The sequence below is a fragment of the Polynucleobacter sp. 71A-WALBACH genome, from assembly GCF_018882365.1.
Classification (GTDB): domain Bacteria; phylum Pseudomonadota; class Gammaproteobacteria; order Burkholderiales; family Burkholderiaceae; genus Polynucleobacter.
This window is the reverse complement of the sequence record NZ_JACVOP010000001.1, coordinates 167,235-189,012: the sequence shown is the minus strand read 5'-3', so window position 1 is coordinate 189,012 and position 21,778 is coordinate 167,235. Positions and strand designations below refer to the sequence as shown.

The 21,778-nt window shown below is 46.4% G+C and carries 22 protein-coding genes; 8 read left to right on the top strand and 14 right to left on the bottom strand.

Going from position 1 to position 21,778, the window contains the following annotated elements; translation table 11 throughout:
• Position 1: 1 nt before the first annotated feature.
• Positions 2 to 487, bottom strand: a complete 486-nt coding sequence (gene moaC / locus ICN42_RS00890; RefSeq protein ID WP_216249530.1) for a cyclic pyranopterin monophosphate synthase MoaC — start codon at positions 485 to 487, stop codon at positions 2 to 4.
• Positions 488 to 648: 161 nt separating this feature from the next.
• Here moaC and ICN42_RS00885 point away from each other — a divergent pair, with 161 nt between their 5' ends.
• Positions 649 to 2,229 (top strand): M48 family metalloprotease, encoded by a 1,581-nt coding sequence (locus ICN42_RS00885; RefSeq protein ID WP_370625989.1) that lies wholly within the window; start codon positions 649 to 651, stop codon positions 2,227 to 2,229.
• Here the strand turns inward: ICN42_RS00885 and ICN42_RS00880 are convergent, their stop codons facing one another.
• The 5 genes from ICN42_RS00880 to ICN42_RS00860 are packed head-to-tail and all read right to left on the bottom strand — an operon-like array spanning position 2,230 to position 5,567.
• Positions 2,230 to 2,844 (bottom strand): DUF2946 family protein, encoded by a 615-nt coding sequence (locus ICN42_RS00880; RefSeq protein ID WP_216249525.1) that lies wholly within the window; start codon positions 2,842 to 2,844, stop codon positions 2,230 to 2,232.
• Between the two features lie 28 nt (positions 2,845 to 2,872).
• Entirely contained in the window at positions 2,873 to 3,307 is a 435-nt protein-coding gene (locus ICN42_RS00875) for a nuclear transport factor 2 family protein (RefSeq protein WP_216249522.1), read from the bottom strand.
• A 47-nt stretch (positions 3,308 to 3,354) separates the two neighbouring features.
• Entirely contained in the window at positions 3,355 to 4,392 is a 1,038-nt protein-coding gene (gene waaF / locus ICN42_RS00870; protein ID WP_216249519.1) for a lipopolysaccharide heptosyltransferase II, read from the bottom strand.
• A gap of 45 nt (positions 4,393 to 4,437) precedes the next feature.
• Entirely contained in the window at positions 4,438 to 4,629 is a 192-nt protein-coding gene (locus ICN42_RS00865; RefSeq protein WP_216249516.1) for a zinc-finger domain-containing protein, read from the bottom strand.
• Between the two features lie 14 nt (positions 4,630 to 4,643).
• Complete coding sequence (locus tag ICN42_RS00860; protein ID WP_216249514.1) at positions 4,644 to 5,567, bottom strand: branched-chain amino acid transaminase; 924 nt, start codon at positions 5,565 to 5,567, stop codon at positions 4,644 to 4,646.
• Positions 5,568 to 5,778: 211 nt separating this feature from the next.
• Between ICN42_RS00860 and ICN42_RS00855 the strand changes: the two genes are divergently transcribed.
• From ICN42_RS00855 to ICN42_RS00825, 7 genes are all read left to right on the top strand, one after another.
• Positions 5,779 to 6,990: a phosphoglycerate kinase gene (locus ICN42_RS00855; protein WP_216249512.1), complete on the top strand. Its 1,212-nt coding sequence runs from the start codon at positions 5,779 to 5,781 to the stop codon at positions 6,988 to 6,990.
• 2 nt (positions 6,991 to 6,992) lie between these two features.
• Positions 6,993 to 8,429, top strand: a complete 1,437-nt coding sequence (pyk, locus tag ICN42_RS00850; RefSeq protein ID WP_216249510.1) for a pyruvate kinase — start codon at positions 6,993 to 6,995, stop codon at positions 8,427 to 8,429.
• Positions 8,430 to 8,491: 62 nt separating this feature from the next.
• Positions 8,492 to 9,556 carry a class II fructose-bisphosphate aldolase gene (gene fba, locus ICN42_RS00845; RefSeq protein WP_216249508.1) on the top strand — a complete coding sequence of 355 codons (1,065 nt, stop codon included), beginning with the start codon at positions 8,492 to 8,494 and terminating at the stop codon, positions 9,554 to 9,556.
• 7 nt (positions 9,557 to 9,563) lie between these two features.
• Positions 9,564 to 10,460, top strand: coding sequence for a phosphoribosylaminoimidazolesuccinocarboxamide synthase (locus ICN42_RS00840; protein WP_216249506.1), 897 nt, complete (start codon positions 9,564 to 9,566; stop codon positions 10,458 to 10,460).
• An 81-nt stretch (positions 10,461 to 10,541) separates the two neighbouring features.
• Positions 10,542 to 11,039 (top strand): 5-(carboxyamino)imidazole ribonucleotide mutase, encoded by a 498-nt coding sequence (gene purE / locus ICN42_RS00835; RefSeq protein WP_216249504.1) that lies wholly within the window; start codon positions 10,542 to 10,544, stop codon positions 11,037 to 11,039.
• Between the two features lies 1 nt (position 11,040).
• Positions 11,041 to 12,225 carry a 5-(carboxyamino)imidazole ribonucleotide synthase gene (locus ICN42_RS00830; protein WP_216249502.1) on the top strand — a complete coding sequence of 395 codons (1,185 nt, stop codon included), beginning with the start codon at positions 11,041 to 11,043 and terminating at the stop codon, positions 12,223 to 12,225.
• 2 nt (positions 12,226 to 12,227) lie between these two features.
• Positions 12,228 to 13,322 carry an L-threonylcarbamoyladenylate synthase gene (locus ICN42_RS00825; RefSeq protein WP_216249499.1) on the top strand — a complete coding sequence of 365 codons (1,095 nt, stop codon included), beginning with the start codon at positions 12,228 to 12,230 and terminating at the stop codon, positions 13,320 to 13,322.
• On the opposite strand, the gene dacB is transcribed toward ICN42_RS00825, so the two are convergent.
• The 8 genes from dacB to ICN42_RS00785 form a co-directional block, all read right to left on the bottom strand.
• Positions 13,268 to 14,827: a D-alanyl-D-alanine carboxypeptidase/D-alanyl-D-alanine-endopeptidase gene (gene dacB / locus ICN42_RS00820; RefSeq protein ID WP_216249496.1), complete on the bottom strand. Its 1,560-nt coding sequence runs from the start codon at positions 14,825 to 14,827 to the stop codon at positions 13,268 to 13,270. The genes ICN42_RS00825 and dacB overlap by 55 nt on opposite strands.
• Before the next feature lie 57 nt (positions 14,828 to 14,884).
• Entirely contained in the window at positions 14,885 to 17,293 is a 2,409-nt protein-coding gene (locus ICN42_RS00815) for a response regulator (RefSeq protein ID WP_255539194.1), read from the bottom strand.
• Positions 17,294 to 17,315: 22 nt separating this feature from the next.
• Positions 17,316 to 17,939, bottom strand: a complete 624-nt coding sequence (locus ICN42_RS00810) for a response regulator transcription factor (protein WP_216249490.1) — start codon at positions 17,937 to 17,939, stop codon at positions 17,316 to 17,318.
• A complete protein-coding gene (locus ICN42_RS00805) occupies positions 17,939 to 18,223 on the bottom strand; it encodes a hypothetical protein (RefSeq protein ID WP_216249488.1) in 285 nt (94 codons plus the stop codon). Before ICN42_RS00805 ends, ICN42_RS00810 begins: the two co-directional genes overlap by 1 nt.
• Positions 18,193 to 18,765, bottom strand: a complete 573-nt coding sequence (locus tag ICN42_RS00800) for a hypothetical protein (RefSeq protein WP_216249484.1) — start codon at positions 18,763 to 18,765, stop codon at positions 18,193 to 18,195. Before ICN42_RS00800 ends, ICN42_RS00805 begins: the two co-directional genes overlap by 31 nt.
• Before the next feature lie 360 nt (positions 18,766 to 19,125).
• Complete coding sequence (locus ICN42_RS00795; RefSeq protein ID WP_216249481.1) at positions 19,126 to 19,938, bottom strand: TniQ family protein; 813 nt, start codon at positions 19,936 to 19,938, stop codon at positions 19,126 to 19,128.
• Complete coding sequence (locus ICN42_RS00790) at positions 19,895 to 20,908, bottom strand: TniQ family protein (RefSeq protein ID WP_216249478.1); 1,014 nt, start codon at positions 20,906 to 20,908, stop codon at positions 19,895 to 19,897. Before ICN42_RS00790 ends, ICN42_RS00795 begins: the two co-directional genes overlap by 44 nt.
• A 1-nt stretch (position 20,909) precedes the next feature.
• Entirely contained in the window at positions 20,910 to 21,767 is an 858-nt protein-coding gene (locus ICN42_RS00785) for a TniB family NTP-binding protein (RefSeq protein ID WP_216249475.1), read from the bottom strand.
• Positions 21,768 to 21,778: the final 11 nt, after the last annotated feature.

Below are 21,778 nucleotides of genomic sequence, written 5' to 3'. Positions count from 1 at the left end.
ATTAAATTGGGTTAACAACCTTCCATTCTCCAGACTTGCCACCACTCTTTTCTAGTAGGCGAACATCACCAATGACCATACCCCTGTCAACGGCTTTTGCCATGTCATAAATTGTGAGAAGGGCGACTTGGACTGCGGTCAGGGCTTCCATTTCAACGCCGGTGGGTCCAGTAGTCTCTACTCTTACTTGGCAGGCAATGCTACTGGTTTCCTGGTTTAGGGCAAACTCCAGGCTTACGTGTGTCAGGGCTAAGGGATGGCAAAGTGGGATTAGGTCTGAGGTCTTTTTGGATGCCTGAATGCCTGCAATTCGGGCGATGCCTAGAACATCCCCTTTTTTATGGGTGCCTGCTTCGATCATGCTGAAGGTCTCTGGCAGCATGGTGATTCTGCCTGTAGCAATAGCAATCCGATGGGTATTGGGTTTGTCTCCAACGTTGACCATATGGGCTTGGCCGCTGGCATCAAAATGAGTTAGTTTGTTCATGAGATAAGTTTTACCATATAGGGATGCGAGTCATAAAGACATCACGAAAATCTTCGTTATTTAGGCGAATTTTGGCTGGCCAGCTCATTCTGGCCTTGGCTTGCCCTAGTGCGGGCCTCGTATATGCGGCCGGACCTCCCTCTTCTTCGGTAATAGGAGATGTGTCAGTACAAGGTGACTCGGCTGCTTTGCAAAACTTGGGTAGGGCGGTTCAGTCACCAGATGCCCGCTCTTCGAATCTGCCATCACGCAATGCGCCCCAAGCCCAACCCAGCTTTGTTCTCCCAGATATGGGTGATCCTGGTGGCGATAGCTTAAGCCGTATGGATGAGAAAAAGTATGGCGAGATGATCATGCGCCAGATTCGTCCAGATGCCGATTATTCCAATGACCTGCCAATCTATGATTTCTTAAATCAAATGGAGCGGCGCTTATTGCAAGCTGCAAAACGGCTGCAATTGGGCGGTGCTAACGAGCAGGGTAGTGGGGCCTATAACTTTGAGGTATTCGCTGTTAAAGACAGCAGTATTAATGCGTTTGCATTGCCTGGTGGGTTTATTGGTTTCCATACCGGGTTATTGGTTAGCGCTGAAACAGATTCTGAAGTAGCCTCAGTTATGGGTCACGAGACGGGCCACGTTTTGCAGCGTCATCTAGCACGTCAAATGGATAAGCAAGCTACCAACACCATGATTGCGCTTGCTGGTATTTTGCTAGGTGCGCTAGCGGCTTCACGTAATCCTGGCGCAGCTTCTGGGTTAATGCAGGGCGGTCAAGCGATGGCCGTGAATAACCAACTCTCCTACTCAAGAGATGCTGAGCGCGAGGCTGACCGTATTGGCTTTCAGATACTTAGTGCAAGTGGTTATGACGTCAATGGTGCGCCAGGTTTTTTCCAGCGCCTACAAAAAGCAACTGGCATCATGGATAACGGGGTTCCAGCCTATGTACGTACTCACCCGTTAACTACAGATCGTATTGCGGATATGCAAGATCGTGCTCGCAATATCCCTAATCGCAATGTACCTACGGCCGTTGAGTTTTACTTGGTAAAGGCGCGCGCCCGCATGGAGCAATCTGGAAGTTCTAGTCAGATGTACGACTTAAAAAATACCTTTGAAGGTTTGAGTAAACAGTCAGCTCCTGGCAAGCAGATGGAAGGCTTTTATGGGCTTGCACTCGTTGCCCAAAAACAAGGTAAGTTTGATCAGGCCACCAGCTATTTGCAACAAGCGCGTAATCTTGCTAATAGCGCTAGCGCTCCAGGATCACCTATTCAGCGGCAAAGCCTCTCTTTAGATATCACGGCTTCTGAGTTAGCATTGGCTAAAGGTAAGGGTGATGAAGCCTTGCAAATTGCGCAGGCTACTTTAAAAGCTTACCCACAGTCCTATGCCGCTGGTGCGGCGATGATGAATGCTTATCTCAAGCTGGGTCGTACCAATGACGCCATTACTTGGTTAAAGGCGCGAACTAGAGCGCAACCCAATGAGGTGGTGTGGTGGACCATGCTATCCAATGCCTATGATCAGGCTAAAAATATCCCGATGCGTCATTACGCGCTTGGGGAAAAGTATGCGCTTGAGGGTGCATGGCCTTCAGCAATTGAGCAGCTCAAAATTGCTAGAAGCTCTGGTGGTGCTGACTTTTATCAAGCCTCCAGCATTGATGCGCGCCTTCGTGAAATACAAAAGCAATATCAAGAGGAATTGAAGGAGCAGGGCAAAAATATGCCCAGCTAATTAATTGCTAGGTGCTTTAACGAATTGAAATCGCTCACTCAGTTCAGCGGAGAGAATGGGCTCAATTGGTAGGTCCTTGCCTTCCCATTGCCAAGTACCCCTAAAGCTACAAGCATCTTCTTGCACTTTGGATTGCTCTGAAAAAAGATCTAAGTCGTGATCGTGTAATAGTGCAACTGATAGAGATTCTGTTTTAGTAAATACTGCGCCATCAATTTGATCGGAATGTGATTGCGGTATTAATCCAGTGATGTAGATATTGCCTTTTTCATCACTCAGGGCGCCATCTGGTCTTATCTCTGTACCACACTGGGTTAATAGTTGATGACCACTTTCACTGGGAATGATTCTGGCAATCCAGGGCGTTGCATCTAGTGTGATGAAAACCCTTTGAGGGCCATTCTGAAAAAAATACCTACCCAAAGAATCATGCGCATAATTTCTGGAGATAAATTCATTGAGGGCGGCGTGCTGGATTACGCTCCCAGCTAAGTGATTGGCTTGTGCGAATTCATCACGCATACGCCATTGACCGCGGCGATCAAGGGCTAGCCAGCCAAAACAATGAGGTACATTGGGCCACTTGATTAGAGACCGCAGTACTTGCTCATCCATAGCGTGGCAATCTTGGCAACATTACCAATTAATGCAGTCCGTGTGGAGTAGAAGGTGCATCAAAGGTCTCTTCGGTCGAGTGACTGGCATGCAGGTGGGCAATGCGCCAACCTTGACTATCCTGCAGGAGAACCAGGGTGATGTTGAGAAAGAACTCCGCCTCAATTTGATCATCGCGCAGATGCACTGCTTCAGTAGTGTCGTATACCGCAGCACCTAAAACAGAATGGCTAATGCAGGCAATCGGCTCTAAAAAAAGAGCTTGTTTCGCCAAGAGGCGCTCTAAGCCCGCCCTGATTTCTGCATGACCACTCAGGCGTTGACCCTCTGGAAGTACACAAGTAATCGAGTCATCATCTAACCAGATTGCTAGAGCCCCTTTAACATCACGATGTTTTAAGGCATCGCGCCATGCTTCTACTACCTCATCGGCGTTATGAAAAAGTCTGGCAAGTTTAGACATAGCTTACTTTCTGATGATGTAAGAATCTACAAAATTAATCGAGTGTTTTAGTGGAGCGTTTGTATTGCGCCTAATACTGTTGTAGGCGAAATATCTTTTAAGCATTTGAGATGGCCCAGTGGACACTCTCTTTTATGGCAAGGACTACATGGTAAGTTAAGCCAAATCACTTCGGCTCTATCGGACAGTGGTGGAGTATGGTGTGGGTCGCTTGACCCAAAAATCGCCACCTGCGGTACTTTTAAAGCAGCACCAATATGCATTAAGCCAGAGTCATTACTGACCAGTGCCTTACTTAAGCCAATGAGCGCGATCGCTTCATCGAGTGAAGTCTCCCCACACCAGTTCTGTATCTGAGAAGTATTTGCCATTTTTGAAAGAATTTGTTCGCCTAAAGCGTGATCACTCTTGCTACCCAGAAGAATCACATGAGCGTCTGGTTCGTTTTCAATTAACTGCTGCGCAAGATTAGCGAAGTGCTCGGTAGGCCAGCGTTTTGTTGCTCCGTACTCGGCACCCGGACACAGCACATAGATTGATTTCTCATTAATGGATGCCGCTTGCAACTTTGTGCCGATAGATGCTTTGGCTACAGGTGAAATATTGAGTTTAGGGTCTGCAGGCTTTTTGCTATCAATTTCTTTTAAATGGTTCATTACATTGCAGAGCGCAAGGTAATGATTTGCCATGGGTGGACGATGAATCTTGCTTGGATTATCTAAAGCAAAATTAATTAAACCAAAGCGCATCTCTCCACGATAGCCAATCCGAAGCGGAATGTTGGCGAGCCAAGGAATGAGGGCAGATTTCAAGCTATTGGGCAGAACAAAGCAGGCATCGTATTGATTCGACTCCAGTTGCTTTGCGAGTTGCTTGCGTAAGCTCCATTGCAATTGCTTGTGTTCTAGCCGCGCTTCGATGACTTGCTGTACTTCTGCGCAGGCGCGATAAATCGGCGCAACCCAAGGGCTTGCTAAAACATCAATTTGAGACTGCGGGTAAATTACTTTGAGATTCGCCAGCAGAGGCTGGGACATTACGGCATCGCCAATCCAGTTGGGCGCGATGATCAGAATACGATTCATATGAGGTATCCCGACACAGCACCCCACTTAGGGGTGCTGATAGGCTTAGTGCCCGTGGGGCTCGGTACCAGGAATGAGTTTGTACTTGGTGCCGCAGTACGGACACTTTGCTTCACCCGTTTTAGCAACATCTAGAAATACACGTGGATGCGAATTCCAGCTAGGGGTTTTATTGGTAGGGCAATGCAAAGGTAAATCGGTATTGCCATTAACCATTACAACTTGAGCATCACTCATTCTCTGATTTCCCATTACTTAACGTAAGTTAACCAAGCTTTGTACTGATCACTTCTACCGTAGACCGCATCAAAGTAGGTCTTTTGGATTTTCTCAGTAATCGGACCCCGTTTACCATCACCGATAGTGCGATCATCCAACTCGCGGATTGGTGTTACTTCAGCGGCGGTGCCGGTGAAGAAAGCTTCATCCGCTGAATACACCTCATCACGAGTGATGCGTTTCTCACGCAATTCGTAGCCAAGGTCTTTGGCGATTTGCATGATGGAGTTACGAGTAATGCCATCTAAACAAGATGCCAAGTCTGGGGTGTAAATAATTCCGTTGTTAACGATGAAGATATTTTCGCCAGAACCTTCGGAGACATAGCCCTCTGTATCGAGCAGAAGGGCTTCATCGTAACCATTTGCCGTTACTTCTTGATTGGCCAAAATGGAGTTGATGTAGTAACCGGATGCCTTAGCGCGAACTAGTGAGGAGTTCACGAAATGGCGGGTAAACGAGGAAGTTTTAACGCGGATGCCCTTGTTGAGACCATCTTCACCCAAATAAGCGCCCCACTCCCAAGCGGCGATCGCGGTATGAATGCTATTGCCTTTGGGTGAGATGCCGAGCTTTTGGGAGCCGATAAAGATAATTGGGCGGATATAGCAAGATTCCAACTTGTTGCTATTCACAACATCAATAATCCCGCTGGAAATCTGCTCAGGAGTCCATGGCATATTCATCTGGAAAATCTTGGTGCCATTGAATAGACGCTTAACATGCTCTGGCAGGCGGAAAATGGCAGTGCCTTGAGGGGTTTTGTAGGCGCGAATACCTTCAAATACACCCATTCCGTAGTGAAGACTGTGGGTTAGCACATGAATATTGGCCTCACGCCAAGGAATCAGCTTCCCATCGGACCAAATAAAGCCATCGCGGTCGGACATCGACATTTTCTCTACCTTTTAAATATTTAATAAATTGGGTGATTCAATTGGGTAAAACAGTGTGCCAGGCCGCTGGGAAGCCCCAAGACCTGAATTACGTCCAAGCCTTTATTGTAGAGCAGGGAGCGCATTAGAGGAGCCCAATTCCTTTGTGGTGGCAAGCCCAGACGATTTAGAATAGAGCATTCCCCTTAAACCACTTAATTCGCCCATTCTCATGCCGGAATCTCTCTTCAAAGTAAAACGCCTTAGTGAACTAGCTGCAGCGGGTCTTCTTAAGGGAAAACGGGTTTTAATCCGTGCCGACCTCAATGTTCCCCAGGATGATGTGGGCAATATTACCGAAGATACTCGTATTAGAGCCTCCATGCCGGCAGTGCAAATGTGTTTGGATGCTGGTGCGGCTGTCATGGTCACATCCCACTTAGGTCGCCCAACTGAAGGTGAATTTAAGCCTGAGGATAGTTTGGCTCCGGTGGCAGACCGAATTGCCGCACTCTTAAATCGTAAAGTTCCTTTAATTAGCGATTGGGTGGATGGTGGTTTTGAAGTGAATCCAGGCGAGTTGGTATTGCTGGAGAACTGTCGTCTCAATGTGGGTGAGAAAAAGAATAACGATGAGCTAGCTAAGAAGATTGCCGCTCTTTGTGATGTGTATGTCAATGACGCCTTTGGTACCGCTCACCGTGCAGAGGCAACTACAAATGGTGTGGCTAAATTTGCTCCGATTGCTTGCGCCGGTCCTTTGATGGCCGCAGAGTTAGATGCCTTGAGTCGCGCTCTTGCAAGCCCTAAGCGTCCGCTTGTGGCGATTGTGGCAGGCTCCAAAGTATCTTCGAAACTTACCATTCTTAAAGCGCTGGCTGACAAGGTGGACGAGTTGATTGTGGGGGGCGGTATTGCTAATACTTTTATGTTGGCTAAAGGTTTGCCAATCGGTAAGTCATTGGCAGAGCCAGACTTAGTTGATGAGGCTCGAGAAATCATGGAGATTATGGAAAAGCGCGGCGCGCACGTTCCCATTCCTGAAGACGTAGTGGTGGCGAATGAACTCTCTCCCTTGGCACGCGCTAACCGTGTACCCGCAGATCAGGTCGCGGAAGATGACATGATTTTAGATATTGGGCCTAAAACTGCTGCGCGTTTATCCATCATGTTGGCGCATGCTGGCACGATTGTCTGGAATGGTCCCTTGGGTGTATTTGAGATTGATCAGTTTGGCGGTGGCACCAAAATGTTGGCAGCAGCCATTGCACATTCACCGGCATTTTCGATTGCGGGGGGTGGCGATACCTTGGCGGCAATTGCGAAGTACGGCATTGAAAATCAAGTGGATTACATCTCTACTGGCGGTGGCGCCTTCCTAGAATTCTTAGAAGGCAAGACCTTGCCAGCCTTTGCGGTATTGGCTGAAAGAGCGAAAGACTAAATATGTTGAGAGCAACAAAGATCATTGCCACATTAGGGCCTGCATCCGAAAAGCCTGAGGTATTACGCGAGATGATTCGTGCAGGTGTGGATGTCGTGAGAATGAACTTTTCTCATGGCACTGTTGCTGACCATAAGGCTCGCCATGATTTAGTTCGGAGTATTTCTGCGGAAGTCGGCAAAGAGGTCGGCATCATGGCCGATCTTCAAGGTCCAAAAATTCGCGTTGGCAAATTTGCAGAAAACAAAATTCTTTTAAAAGAGGGCGCACAATTTATTCTAGATGTCGCTTGTGAGCTCGGCAATCAAGAGCGCGTCGGTTTGGATTACAAAGAGCTGCCGCAAGATGTCAAACCAGGTGATCGACTCCTATTGAATGATGGCTTAGTTGTACTGCGAGTAGAGGCCGTGAAGGGTGGAGAAATCATTACCCTCGTCGAGCAGGGCGGGCCACTCTCGAATAACAAAGGTATTAACCGCGCCGGTGGGGGTTTGACTGCGCCAGCGCTGACAGAAAAAGATATTGCGGATTTGGATGCCGCGATCGCGATGGGCGTTGATTTTCTGGCGATCAGTTTTCCAAAAGACGGCGCAGACATGGCTTACGCCCGCAAGTTAGCAGATGCCGCTAGTACAAAGCATGGCGTTGGTAAAGTTCGTACGATTGCTAAGGTTGAGCGCGCAGAAGCAATTGAGCCTGATGCACTCAATAGCATCATTGCTGAGAGTGACGGCATCATGGTCGCGCGTGGAGATTTAGCGATTGAAGTTGGTAACGCCGCTGTCCCAGCCTTGCAAAAGCGCATGATCAAGTTAGCACTCGAGGCTGATAAATTTACAATTACTGCGACCCAAATGATGGAGTCCATGATCAATGCTCCAGTGCCTACGCGTGCTGAAGTGAGCGACGTAGCTAATGCGGTCTTGGATGGAACGGATGCTGTGATGTTGTCCGCGGAATCTGCTGCTGGTATGTACCCGGTGCAAACTATCAAGGCGATGGCTGAGATTTGTGTTGAAGCTGAAAAGTCGGACCGCGTAAAACTCGATACTGATTTCTTGGATCAAACTTTCTCACGCATCGATCAAACCATTGCCTTGGGCGCGCTATTTACGGCGCATCACCTCAATGCCACTGCGATTGCCGCCTTAACAGACTCCGGATCTACTGCGGTATGGATGAGTCGTCACAATATTCATTTACCTATCTTTGCTTTAACTTCAAAGATTGCAACTCAGCGTGCCTTGAGCACTTATCGCAATGTGTTTCCAATTGGCTTGAATTACACCAAGCAACGCGATACTGCTTTGCAAGAGGTGGAGGATTGCTTGAAGAAGTTAGGGGCAGTGAATAAAGGCGATGTAGTGGTTTTGACTTCAGGTGAACCCATGGGTGAGCCTGGCGGTACTAATTCGCTCAAGATTATTCAGGTGAAGTAATTCACTTTTTTAAGATTTTGATTCATATCATTTATTACTAACATTTCAATTAAGAGACCATCATGGCTTTAGTATCTTTACGACAACTATTGGATCACGCAGCTGAAAATGGCTATGGCTTGCCAGCATTTAACGTTAACAATTTAGAGCAGGTTACTGCGATTATGGAAGCTGCCAATGAGGCAGATTCTCCAGTCATCATGCAAGCCTCTGCTGGTGCTCGTAAATATGCTGGCGAATCATTCTTACGCCATTTAATTTCTGCTGCGGTTGAGGCGTATCCGCATATTCCTGTCGTCATGCATCAAGATCACGGTCAAAGTCCAGCGGTGTGTATGGCTGCGATTAAGAGCGGCTTTACCAGTGTGATGATGGATGGTTCTTTAGAGGCCGACGGTAAGACGGTAGCCAGCTATGAATACAACGTCGAAGTATCTAGAGAAGTAGTGAAGTTTTCCCACTCTATTGGAGTTACTGTTGAAGCTGAGTTAGGTGTACTTGGCTCACTAGAGACCATGCAAGGCGACAAAGAAGATGGTCACGGGGCTGATGGCAAGATGACGCGTGAGCAGTTGTTGACTGATGTTGAGCAAGCGGCTGACTTTGTAAAAGCTACGCAGTGTGATGCTCTAGCTATTGCAATTGGTACTAGCCACGGTGCCTATAAATTTACTAAGAAGCCAACAGGCGATATCTTAGCAATCGAGCGTATTAAAGAAATTCATACACGTATTCCGAATACGCATTTAGTCATGCATGGTTCCTCTAGCGTTCCGCAGGAGCTGCTTGCTGAGATTCGTGAATTCGGCGGCGATATGAAAGAAACTTACGGTGTTCCTGTTGAGGAAATTCAAGAGGGTATTAAGAACGGCGTTCGTAAGATCAATATCGATACCGATATTCGTTTGGCGATGACTGGCGCTATCCGCCGCTATATGTTTGAGAACCCAAGCAAGTTTGATCCACGGGATTATCTGAAGCCTGCGCGTGAAGCGGCTAAGAAAGTGTGTATTGCGCGCTTCAATGCGTTTGGTAGTGCAGGCCAAGCATCCAAAATCAAGCCAATTCCTTTGGAAAAAATGGCCGAGCTGTACAAGAGCGGCAAATTAGCCCAGATTGTGAAGTGAGATAAATATGCCAGCTTTATACGCATCCTCCATCAAGTCGCTGCCTTTGCTATCAAAAGGGAAAGTGCGCGATGTTTATGCCCTTGGTGAAGACAAGCTATTAATGATCACGACTGATCGTCTATCTGCCTTTGACGTTGTGATGGGTCAACCTATTCCTGAGAAGGGCATTGTGCTCAATCAAATGGCCAACTTTTGGTTCAATAGGTTAGCTAAGGTGATCCCCAACCACTTAACTGGGATTGCCCCCGAAAGTGTTGTGCTTGCCGATGAAGTAGAGCAAGTGAAGGGGCGAGCTGTAGTGGCTAAAAGACTCAAACCGATCTTGGTTGAAGCGGTAGTGCGTGGCTACCTCGCTGGTAGCGGCTGGAAAGACTACAAAGAGACTGGCAAGGTATGTGGCATCGCATTGCCAGAAGGCCTTGAAAATGCCCAGAAATTACCTGAACCTATTTTTACTCCTGCTGCAAAAGCAGAGGCGGGTGAGCATGATGAAAATATCTCTTTTGATAAAGTAATTGAGATGATTGGTGAGAAGTTAGCCAATCAGATTCGTGAGGTCAGCATTCGTTTGTACAAAGAGGCTTCTGAGTACGCTGCAACTCGCGGGATCATCATTGCTGATACTAAGTTTGAATTTGGTTTAGATGACGCTGGTCAATTGGTATTGATGGATGAGATATTGACCGCAGATTCCTCCCGCTTCTGGCCTGCTGAAACCTATTATGTGGGCGCAAATCCTCCCTCCTATGACAAGCAATTTGTACGGGACTGGCTCGAAACGGCCATGGTGGATGGCAAGCTTTGGTCAAAAACAGCTCCAGCACCGACTCTTCCAGTCGATGTAATTGATAAAACAGCCGAAAAGTACCGCGAAGCCCTCGCTCGCTTAACTAAGGTCTAATTTTCTTGGGGCCCTAAAAAGGCTGGGATAATAAGGCCTTAGATAAATTAATGAATTAGATCAGGGCATTTGGAGAGGTCAATGAGTAAGAAGCCAGTCGTCGGAATAGTAATGGGCTCCAATTCAGATTGGGACACCATGCAGCACGCCGCTCAAATGCTGGAGCAATTCGGCATCGCTCACGAGGCTAAAGTCGTCTCCGCCCATCGCATGCCAGACGATATGTTTTCTTATGCAGAAAATGCCTCTAAAAATGGTCTCAAGGCCATTATTGCTGGTGCTGGTGGTGCGGCGCATTTGCCGGGTATGCTGGCATCGAAAACAATTGTCCCTATCTATGGCGTTCCAGTAGCTAGCAAATATTTACGCGGTGAGGACTCTCTGTATTCCATCGTGCAAATGCCTAAGGGCATTCCAGTGGCAACATTTGCTATTGGTGAAGCAGGAGCTGCAAATGCAGCCTTACACGTGATTGCCAATTTAGCAGTCAATGATCCTGCTTTAGCAAAACAGCTAGAAGAGTTTCGTGCAAAGCAGTCAGATACCGCGCGCTCCATGAATTTGCCAGGATATTCATAAGATGGCAGATCGTTTGGAGCCCATATTACCGGGCTCGTATTTAGGAATTTTAGGTGGCGGTCAATTGGGGCGGATGTTTACACAAGCCGCTCAAGCTATGGGCTACAAAGTCTGCGTTCTTGATCCTGGATCTGATAGTCCCGCCGGTTCCATCGCTGAAAAATTCATTCAAGCAGATTACACCGACTCCGCCGCATTAAAAGAGATGGCAGTTTTATGCAAATCCGTTAGCACTGAATTTGAAAATGTTCCCGCACAAGCTTTAGATGAGTTGGAATCTTTAGGTGTCTTCGTGGCGCCCCGCAGCAGCTGTGTTTCCTTGGCTCAAAATCGTGTTGCTGAGAAAAAATTCTTAGCTACCTGGAAAGCGGAAACTAATATTGGCCCTGCGCCTTACTGTGTAGTCGAGCACGATGCCGATATTGAGCATGTTCCTGCAGAGTTATTTCCTGGCATTCTGAAAACCGCCCGCATGGGTTATGACGGTAAAGGTCAAATTACGGTTTATGACTCTGCCAACCTAGTTGCCGCTTGGTCTGAATTAGGTAAGGTACCTTGTGTTCTGGAAAAGCGGATGGACTTGGACTTTGAAGTGTCTGCTTTAGTAGTGCGTGGATATGATGATGCAGTCGTGGCATATCCAGTTTCGCAAAATATTCATCGCGATGGTATCTTGCATACCTCGACTGTGCCGGCACCATCACTTAAGCCCGCCCAGGAGAAAAAGATTATTGAAGCTGCTAAAGCACTCATTCGTAAGATTGATTACGTGGGTGTTTTATGTGTGGAGTTCTTTGTGCTCAAGAGTGGCGATATCGTAGCAAACGAAATCGCACCACGCCCACATAACTCTGGTCACTACACGATGGATGCCTGTATCAGCAGTCAGTTTGAGCAGCAAGTTAGAAGCATGGCCCGCTTACCCTTAGGCGATACCCGCCTGTTAGCCCCAGTCTCTATGCTTAACCTCTTGGGTGATCTTTGGTACGAAGGCAGTGAAGATAAGGCAAGGGAGCCTGCCTGGGATAAAGTACTTTCTCATCCAGATGCGAAGTTGCATCTTTACGGTAAATCCGATCCACGTATGGGTCGCAAGATGGGCCATATCAACTGTTTAGGTGAGTCGCTCAATCAGGCGCGCCAAAATTGCGCAGCCGTCGCTGTTGAATTAGGGATCGAGCCCTAGAAATGTCCAGCGATAGTAGCGCACTGCATTCTTCCGCAGTCATTAATGAAGCAGTGCAAACTTTGCGAGATGGTGGCTTAGTCGCGTTTCCGACGGAGACGGTATATGGCTTGGGTGCGGATGCGAAGAATCCTGAAGCAATTAAACAGATTTTCACTGCCAAGGGTAGACCTTCTAATCACCCGCTGATTGTTCACTTGGCAGCCCCTAATAAGTTCGATCAGGCTCAAGTTGACTGGGTGCCAGTATTAGCGCCATGGGTAAGGGATTTATCAGAGGATGCATTAAAGCTTATCAATGCATTTTGGCCGGGTCCGCTAACCCTAGTCTTTAAAAAAGATAAAAGTGTTTTGAATGAACTTACAGGCGGTCAGGATACGGTAGCGATTCGGGCGCCTGCCCATCCCATTGCACAAGAGCTGCTGCGCAAATTTAAAGGTGGAGTAGTTGCCCCTTCTGCCAATCGTTTCGGTAAAGTATCTCCAACGAGTGCCTCAGATGTCCGTAGCGAATTTGAAGGCATGTTGGATCTCATGATTTTGGATGGCGGTGATTGCGAGGTTGGCATTGAATCGACCATCATTGATTTATCGTCTGGTGATCATCCTGTCTTATTGCGCCCTGGACTCATTACTCCTGGAGAAATTTTTGCCAAGACAGGCATCAAAGTCTATTTGCCTGGTGAAAACACCTCAACACAGCAGCATGGCGACCTACCTAGGGTCTCTGGCAGTCTGCGTGCCCACTATGCCCCTACAACCCCATTAAGAATGTATGCACCGGGCAGAGTCTTGGATGCACTCAGTGAGTTTCCAGATATCAAGTCACGGGTAGCGGTTGCAGTGTGGGATTCAGATTCTTCTTTGGGGCATGATGGTCATCCTTCTGTGCACTTTGAGGAAGTCATCGTTCCCAGTAATAGTACCGCCTTCGCAAGTCGCTTGTATCGTTCTTTACGAGATTTAGATCAACAGGGTTGGGATCTGATTCTGTTTCCGGAGCCGCCAGCAGGCGAGGAGTGGGATGGTGTTAGAGACCGACTTCAGCGCGCCTGTTTTGGTTCTGGCCCATCGTCTAGTAGCCACGCCAATAGTTGATCGTGTGCCTCTAGGCCTCTCCATGCATTGGGGTGGTTTATGAAGGAGGTCACGGCATACATCTTTCCAGATTTACTCATCACATAACCTGATATCGCTCTAACATCGGCAAGTGATCCTGTTTTAATTCTGGCTTCAGGCTTTTTCTTTAAATGCAGAAATTTCCGTAAATGCGCCATGAGGCGATTTCTCATGGTGCCGTCTGTTCCGGCAATGGGTAGGCTGTTATAAAAAGTATCCGCTACGGATAAGTTACGAGCTGCCACTAATAATTGAGTCATATGCTGGGCAGAGATTGCCTCATTACGAGATAGGCCCGAACCATTCTCAATTACCAACTCTGGAAACTGCAGTCCCACACCCTTTAACCAACTCTGAATGACGAGCTCACCATTTTCAGTAGTTGCTGGCCTACCCATTTTCTCAAGGGCTAAGGTCAACATTAATTGCCGAGCCATCACATTATTGGAGTACTTATTAATATCTTGTACATCGTCTGCCAAAGCGATGCCTTCAAACTGCAGTAGCAGTCGAGCTGCTAGGGGAACGGCGCCAGACTTTCCGGTTGGTGCCTGGATCCACGTTCCACCAGCCAACTCCCAGGCTGCAGCAAATCCCTGGGTAAGGAAAGTATTGGCATCTAAAGCAACGACGTTGTAGTTCACTCCCTTGCAGGCATTGGGAAAGCTACCAGAGAACTGCGCAGTTAGGAGTTGGTTGGTAGTGGCTTCATCTCCTTCGGGATCCAGGTTAAAGCGAATATTGCTTTTCCAGCTATCGCAGGATTGATCGACCAATTGCATTTGGTTGATCACCTTGAGTTGAGAGAGTGGCGGTGTGTAGCTGATGTCAATAAAGTCTGCGGTACGCGATTTTCCTAGCTGGAATGACAGGGTTCTAAAGGCGTAAAGCAGGGGATCTGGGGGCACGTTATAGGCGCGCAATGACTCGCCATCAATAGTGTTGTGCTCCATGACGCTGGGAGCATAGGCGCTTCTATCAAAGAATAGGTTGCCATCAATTTTCTGAATGCCTAGATTTTGTAAAGCCTTCATCATCTTGGCCATTTCTTCAGGGACTAGCTTTGGATCACCAGTACCTTGTAAATAGACATTCCCCTTGAGGGTTCCTTGACGAATGAGTCCGTCGGTATAGACATTCGTGCGCCAGCGATATTGAGGCCCCAAGACATCGAGCCCTGTGAGCGTAGTGACCAGCTTCATAGTGGATGCAGGGTTCATTGCCTGCTTAGAGCGCCAGTCCAATTCTGTTTTGGCAGTAATTTTTCCTGGTCGTCCTGGCTCAATTTCAACTACTGAAATGCTGATCGCATCTTTAGGGATCTGATTCTTTTCAAGGCTAGCAGCAACAGCTTTGGGGATGTACTGCAAAGCAGTCTCTTGAGAGACTAGATCGGCAGAATAGGCCTGTTGACTAGCTAACAAGCAGACTAAGAGGCTGGCTAGCAGTGCAGCAGTGGTGGGCGAAGGGTTTTGGTTGCGCATTCCCCATAGGATAAACCTTGGCGCTCACCGCCCAATAACTATCTTAGCCATCCTAAATTACTGTTGGTATCTTTTCCTGTAAGTCTCAATAATTTGGTTTTGTTCTTCAAGAAGGGTGATGAATCGCTCAATGCGCCCTGAAAGTGAACCTTCAACTTCAAGTGAATCACAGGCATAGATAAATTCAGTAGCTTGCAGCAGTTGCGCCCCACCTTTGACTTTATGAACCAGACTCTGAAATTGCGCTTCATCCATTGCTACTTGATTGCCGTCTGAGCTTAATTGACCCAGAGTTTCAAGATGAACCTTTTCAATTTCTTCTAGGATGACGACGATTTGGTGGGGGTCGTTTTTGATGAGACTGGAGAAGGCATCAAACGAATAAGCATCATTAGTAAAGATGGGTTCTTTGCCGGACTCAAAATAGCGCATGAGTTCATTCTCAAGGGCGCTCAAGCTCAGCGGTTTGATGAGTACGCCATTCATGCCGGATGATAAAAATTGATGTCGCGAGTCTAGGGCATAAATATCCGCTGTGACGCCAATAATGATTAAGTCACGATTTCCAAGAGATCGAATTTGTTTGGCCAATTCGGAGCCTTGCATACCGGGCATAGATTGATCTGTCAGCATGAGATCGAAATGATGATCCTTCATTAACTCTAGTGCCATGGCGGCACTCTCACAAACGCAAGCCTCAATCCCGAGCGCCTCTAATTGCAGCGATAAAATTTGGCGGCTGGCTGGGTGATCTTCCACTACCAATGCATGAATGCGACAGTTTTTTCGACCTGGCCTTTTTGAGATTAAGTTTGTAGACGACGGTCCGAGAGAGTCGACACCTGTAACCTGTGGAGCGGCAATACTAGTTCTAGGGAGTGCTACTGAAAAGTGAACATTGCTGCCAAAGCCCGGAGCGCTTTCAAAATAGAGATGACTATTCATGGAATTCACCAGATGATTCGTGATGGTGAGTCCAAGGCCTGTCCCCCTATTTTGCTCTGATAAGTAAGACTCTTGTGTAGCGGGCAATTGCTCAAAGGCTTGCAGAGCCAATTTGACTTGCTCACTACCCATTCCCATTCCAGTATCAATCACTCTGAACTCTAATAATTGTCCAGCATGATCATCAGCAAGTACGGTAATGGAAAAGTACACCTCGCCCTCGGTGGTGAACTTAATTGCGTTACTGAGTAAATTCTGAAGAACTTGTCTCAGACGCAAGGAGTCAATCATGAGCACTTCAGCGATCCTAGGATCAATCGAAGTATGGAGCAGTAGATTCTGTTTTTTGGCCACCGTAGAAAATGCAGCATGAATATCCATGATCAATTGATGTGGATTACAAGGTTCTAGATTAAGAGTCAGCTTGCCAGCTTCAATCTTAGAAATATCCAATACTTGGTTCAGCATGCCTAAAAGAGATTCTGCTGAAGCTTGAGCACTCTTGAGGAGTGATTTATCTTTTGTAGGAAATTGTGCGCTTCCAAGTAGTAGTTCTTGTACCCCCAAAATGGCATTCATCGGCGTGCGAATTTCATGGCTCATGGTCGCCAGAAATGCGGACTTGGCAGCATTCGCTTTTTCGGCTGACTCTTTGGAGTGCTGTAATGCAAGGGTGATTTGCTTCTGATGAAAATATTTTCTTTGGAGTTGATACAACATCGCCCCGCCAAACACGAAGATAAAGATAGCGCTTAACCAGGGCAACATGGTTGCTCTTACTGGAGGCTCATCGCCTAATGCAAAGAGCTTGCGTGATGCAATTGGATCCAAGTCATCTAAAAAGTGACTTAGTACATCGTGCAAGGGCGCATCTTGATCTGAGATCAACCAGCGATAGGCAAAAGGAGTTCGACTGTATAGGCCGTCTATCTTTAAGTCTGAATTTTGGGAGCTTTGGAGGAGTTGACGTGCTAAGCGAATGGGCATGACTAGTGCCTCGATATCACGTTTAATCAGTGATTGAATTAAGTCATTAGCAGAATATATTTCTTTGTTTTGACCATGGGTATGTGAGGGCGCATTCTCCAGACCTCGATCGAAGTACGCAATTTTTAGATTGGGCGAGTCCAGCTTAATTGAGTTTTGAGTGATGACAGCATCATGCCCCCAAAAAATGGCTTCTGATAGAGAGCCAAATTGCAATACGTGGTCGTTAATACTAGGCGGATCGATGATGAAATCTACCTCGCCTTTGCTAAGTTGTCGTAGACCTTCTAGATCAGATTTTCTCCATACTGGTAAATACTGCTGATGAGTGCACTCTTCAATCTGTGACAGTAGCGCTTTAAAGGGACCAGTGCCTTCTTGATTATTTGATTGAGCAAGGTAGGGTGCGTATTTCTCGTGAATACTATATCGTACGATCGGATGGGCATCGATCCATGATTGCTCTTCAGCACTGAACGGTCCAGCCTGAGCCAGACCTGCATAAATGCAGCAGAGGGGTAATACTTTTTTCAATATGGATCGATGCATACTGGCTTTAGCTTTCGATGATGTTATTCATGCGGCAGAACAAGATCAAATCGGCAATATTGTTAATGCCTAGTTTGTCAAAGACTCTAGTCTTGTAGGTTGCTACTGTCTTATTGCTGATATGTAGAAGGTCTGATATCTGCTGATTACTATTGCCTTTGCCAAGATATTTCATGACTTGCAGCTCGCGATCAGATATCAATGCCAATTTATCGTTATCACTTAGAGAGGTATTGCCGTTCTTTCCGTGCGTGAAAAACGTATATCCCTGTGAGATGGCAACACATGCCGCTAGGATGACATCTGCTCCAGCGGTCTTATTAACAAACCCATGGGCGCCTAAAGATCTCACCCTGCCACCATAGACCGCCTCATCTAGGCTAGATAAGACCAGAATACGAACTTCGGGATGCATCAAGCCAATCCGGCGGATGACATCAAACCCATCCGTCTTAGGCATATCCAAATCTAAAATCACCATATTTGGATTGACCTCTTTGATTGAGCGTAGACACTCTTCACCATGCTGCGCTTGTCCCGCTATCTCAAAAAGCAATTGGTCCTGCAACATACTTTTTAAAGCCATCAGCATAGCTGGATGGTCATCCACCAACATCACGCGTTTTCTCATTACTTGTCTCCATTTAGGTTTTTATGAGGGTGCAGCGAAAAAATGGCCTTAGCGATACGGCTATCGTTCAGGTGTAGCATTTGATGTCGGCTTACCGGCGGCATCATGAGTCCGCCATAGCTATGGTGTGCGCCCATTGCGATGACATTGTCTAAATCCTTCGCTAAGGTGATGTTGCTGGCATAGATTTCAGTGTGGAATTTCTGGCCAAGAGAAATCATCTCGTTTGGCAAACCATTGGCTCGGAATTGCCCTATCTCAATGTGGATACCCTCTGGCTCCATTTGTTCAATCCATTGAATTTGTGAGTTTGTCCCACAAAATCGAGAGCATGGATTAGGACGCCAAGACGACGCATTCGTAATAAGCCCTCCATACAGGAATCCACGGAGTCGGCCTCGTTGAGTTTGTGGACTCCTAAGCTTACGAGACCAACAGGTAGTCGAGAGTTCAGAATCAGGTCGCTTAAAGCGTCTATGAAGTTGCTGGACGCCAGGTGTTGCGCTGGCAGGGGCAAGATGCCCGGAATGAAGCGACCGCTACGGTACCAATACGTAATGGTGTCTAAGCCCTCCATGAATAATCTAAGGAGCTGCGTGTCGGTGGCGGTCAGTAATGGTCTAAATAAAGAACTGGTCAGCTTGCTTCCTTGGCTATTAAAGATGGGTTCGTTACTAATCGCTTGTCGCTGGGACCAGGATTGGTGTTCTTCAAGCACTTCGCCGCTAAGACCAAGCCAAGGCTGGCCGCAGGCATCGCGCACTTCTTGGAAGGGTTTGTTCTTCCAAGCCTTTACAAGCGTGTACAGCCGGGATTTCGGGCTCATCAGCATTCTCCAATCATTGAATAGCCAGTCTAGGCAGGACAGATTGGAGCGGTAAGGGCTTAAGGCTTATTTATTTGTAGGAATCTACCTACTTGCCTGCCCCTATTATAGAAAGTGCAGGAAGCCCATTTGAAATTTAAGGCAATTTTGCTGTTGGGGTTCTTTAAGGATTGAATTCTTAAAAACAAAGATTCTCTTTAAAAACAACGAGGTACTAAATTATCCAAAAGAAGATACTTCTTGATATGGTTCGTTAACGAAGGAACTTATGAGTAAAAAGTTCGATAGCGATGATACTTTTTGAGATGAGATCCAAAAAAAAGACCGCCGAAGCAGTCTCTAGTCTAGCTGACACTCTATCTACATATAGAGTTCTTCGCTGCTTCTCTTTCTGATTGGATTTTTAAAGCCAATAAAGATGCGGTTGTTATCTGAGCATTCAATATAAGCCATATGAAAATTAACTATCAGTCGCTGAGTATCAGTGAGGGCATAGCTAGAATTTATTGAGACTGCTTGATTTTCTGAATTCAGAATGTAGGGCTCTACTGAATATTTACCGAATCGGCAAATTTTGAGCAGGTAATCTTGCGCAATCAGCTTGTCATGGGTTTCTTTGTCGGAAGAGTGTCGAGCGCATGATTTCGTAAGGTCTGCATTGCAATGGAGGCAGTATTGCAAGGCTCGTTCATTTTTCTGTGCATCAAGCTTGAGGTTGACCTTATTTGTATGTTGATGTTCCCCGCATTCTGGGCATTCATCGTGCATTTTGCCTTGATGCTCTGGGCAGACTGTCCAAAATTTGAGGCGCCACTCTGGGCGAAAGTGCGGAATCTTGTCTTGTTCTAGGCAGTGAGGACAAAAGCGAGAATAAGGGGTTTTATTAATTTCCTTTAAAACCGCTGGTTTGGCTCGTGAGCTTCTCACTAAGGGCTCAAACCATTTTGCTATTGCATCTAGGTGGCTTGGCGGTATATCGCCGCTGTAGGCAAATCGTTTGAATAATTTGCAATAAGAGGCGATATCAATATCTTTTGGCGGGCCTAATCTGTGAGAGGTAAATACATCATCGAATTTCATTTGATGTAAATAACATAATCTTAGTAGCCAAGAAGCAGGCGATTCTGTTTCAATAACGCGCGGGGCGGTTAAAAGTCTGTAGTGTTTTCTCATGTGTAGTAGTTCCGAAAAGAGTAAGTTGATTGTGAGTGGTCAAGCTAGGTAGCTTTGACGTAGTGAGGTCTTTTTCGATAATTAAGTTAATTAGATATTGAATTTTTAGCTGGTCATTCCATGGGGTGTCTTTCTTGAGTTGTTTAATTCCGTTGATATAAATACTTGATGAGAGTTTTCTTCTCTTGACTTGGTGGTTAAGGGTCTTGTAAATACGCTCTATTCCCTTTTGTACTACTTGCCCCGCAATAGCAGTGCTTGGAACCTTTCCGGGCCGAACTGCAAGGCTATGCCCATCGTCTTCTAACTGTCCAAATGACCAAATGAGGCGTAAAGCCGTATCTAATTGAAGATTATTTAGAAATGATAGGGAGTGATTTTTTGGTTCAAAAATCCCAAATAGTTTTTCCCAAATTAATCGAGATACATATATTTCTGCTTTGCTAGCCAATTTACTTGGTTGATGCATGGGCAAAAAAGATGCCCCGCATTGGCAGTTGATTAGGCTACTTCTACGCCATGTGATTTTCCGTCCACATTGAGCACAGCTATCAATGAGTTGATTGTGGTGAATGTGACAGGCGGTCACTAGCGTAATATCCCACGCTAATTGCACAATGCGCTTGCTTGCCAAGCAATGTGGACATATCTGCGGGTGACGCTGACGTGCTAAGTATGGCTTTTGAAGCTTATGACCCAATACAAAAGTAGTAACAACACTCTTTTGTTTGGATTGAGCGACAAATCTTGGCACAAGCTTAGAGTGGTTGGCTCCAAATAGCCTGCAAATCTCAGGAATACGATTATCGGGAATGTAAGTAAAGCCAGTTAATCCCAAAATATTGGAGATATCGCAAAATTGCACAAGATTTAAATCGCACATGCGCAGGACGTAGCCAGGACCCGATTCCTCGTCGTGAATCTGGTCATGATTGGGAAAGGTGGTGGGCCTTAGCCAGTCCAATTGCATCTTAAGCGGCCATGAGGGATGGAAAGATTAGGTCTCTTGCATCTAGCAGGTGCTGCGCCGTTAATGCTGGCGCCTTTTCCTGCTCAGCCGCATCAATTGCGGTAGTTAGCAGATTGGCTAAGTTACGCAGGTTGCCTCCAGTCCACTCATGCAGTTGTGAAAATAGATTTGGAAGGATGCTGATGTCATAGATTTTGGTTGTTTGTGCAACATAATCATTTAAAAGACGCACCCAACTGGTATCCATTGCGAATATCGGCAGCTCAAACTTTGATGGAAAGCGTGTACGAAATTGTTCATCTGCAATTTCAAACAATTGTTCAAGAGCTGGCGTTCCAACCAAAATAATGTTGATTGAGGTATCGCTCAGTAGATGCTTAATCATCACCAAGAAGTCTTGTGCAAATTGTTTTTTATTGCGATTACTAAAGACATCGCTGACTTCGTCAATAAAGAGCGTGCCAACATGCCCTTTAAGTGCGCACACCACAAGCTTTTGTAGCTTATCTGCCGTAATATTTTTATCTTCTCGCTTGTCGGTAATGGGATGGTTAAGTTCGCCCAAAATACCAATGTAAAAAGATTTAATAGTTGTGTCGCTAGAAACCTTGGTAAGCAATACGGGGGCATTAAATTGCCCGGCATACTTTTTATTTAGATAGCTCTTAAGGTGTTCTATGGCAGTGGATTTGCCGGTACCACCGCTACCCATAATGGCGATACCTTTATTTGAGCGATTAATGCGCTCGCCAGATTGGATAATCTTAATGCACCCATTAACCACTTTTGCATAGGCATCATGGGTAATAATTACATTTCTCATCTGCTCGGCTACTGAAATTGGTTTGATGATGTTCATATGTGCCTCCT

What these genes read in the sequence shown, in the direction of transcription:
- moaC (WP_216249530.1), bottom strand. Translation starts at nt 487, where the DNA reads ATGAACAAACTAACTCATTTTGATGCCAGCGGCCAAGCCCATATGGTC.
- ICN42_RS00880 (WP_216249525.1), bottom strand. Translation starts at nt 2,844, where the DNA reads ATGGATGAGCAAGTACTGCGGTCTCTAATCAAGTGGCCCAATGTACCT.
- ICN42_RS00875 (WP_216249522.1), bottom strand. Translation starts at nt 3,307, where the DNA reads ATGTCTAAACTTGCCAGACTTTTTCATAACGCCGATGAGGTAGTAGAA.
- waaF (WP_216249519.1), bottom strand. Translation starts at nt 4,392, where the DNA reads ATGAATCGTATTCTGATCATCGCGCCCAACTGGATTGGCGATGCCGTA.
- ICN42_RS00865 (WP_216249516.1), bottom strand. Translation starts at nt 4,629, where the DNA reads ATGAGTGATGCTCAAGTTGTAATGGTTAATGGCAATACCGATTTACCT.
- ICN42_RS00860 (WP_216249514.1), bottom strand. Translation starts at nt 5,567, where the DNA reads ATGTCGATGTCCGACCGCGATGGCTTTATTTGGTCCGATGGGAAGCTG.
- ICN42_RS00855 (WP_216249512.1), top strand. Translation starts at nt 5,779, where the DNA reads ATGCCGGAATCTCTCTTCAAAGTAAAACGCCTTAGTGAACTAGCTGCA.
- pyk (WP_216249510.1), top strand. Translation starts at nt 6,993, where the DNA reads ATGTTGAGAGCAACAAAGATCATTGCCACATTAGGGCCTGCATCCGAA.
- fba (WP_216249508.1), top strand. Translation starts at nt 8,492, where the DNA reads ATGGCTTTAGTATCTTTACGACAACTATTGGATCACGCAGCTGAAAAT.
- ICN42_RS00840 (WP_216249506.1), top strand. Translation starts at nt 9,564, where the DNA reads ATGCCAGCTTTATACGCATCCTCCATCAAGTCGCTGCCTTTGCTATCA.
- purE (WP_216249504.1), top strand. Translation starts at nt 10,542, where the DNA reads ATGAGTAAGAAGCCAGTCGTCGGAATAGTAATGGGCTCCAATTCAGAT.
- ICN42_RS00830 (WP_216249502.1), top strand. Translation starts at nt 11,041, where the DNA reads ATGGCAGATCGTTTGGAGCCCATATTACCGGGCTCGTATTTAGGAATT.
- ICN42_RS00825 (WP_216249499.1), top strand. Translation starts at nt 12,228, where the DNA reads ATGTCCAGCGATAGTAGCGCACTGCATTCTTCCGCAGTCATTAATGAA.
- dacB (WP_216249496.1), bottom strand. Translation starts at nt 14,827, where the DNA reads ATGCGCAACCAAAACCCTTCGCCCACCACTGCTGCACTGCTAGCCAGC.
- ICN42_RS00810 (WP_216249490.1), bottom strand. Translation starts at nt 17,939, where the DNA reads ATGAGAAAACGCGTGATGTTGGTGGATGACCATCCAGCTATGCTGATG.
- ICN42_RS00805 (WP_216249488.1), bottom strand. Translation starts at nt 18,223, where the DNA reads ATGGAGCCAGAGGGTATCCACATTGAGATAGGGCAATTCCGAGCCAAT.
- ICN42_RS00800 (WP_216249484.1), bottom strand. Translation starts at nt 18,765, where the DNA reads ATGAGCCCGAAATCCCGGCTGTACACGCTTGTAAAGGCTTGGAAGAAC.
- ICN42_RS00795 (WP_216249481.1), bottom strand. Translation starts at nt 19,938, where the DNA reads ATGAGAAAACACTACAGACTTTTAACCGCCCCGCGCGTTATTGAAACA.
- ICN42_RS00790 (WP_216249478.1), bottom strand. Translation starts at nt 20,908, where the DNA reads ATGCAATTGGACTGGCTAAGGCCCACCACCTTTCCCAATCATGACCAG.
- ICN42_RS00785 (WP_216249475.1), bottom strand. Translation starts at nt 21,767, where the DNA reads ATGAACATCATCAAACCAATTTCAGTAGCCGAGCAGATGAGAAATGTA.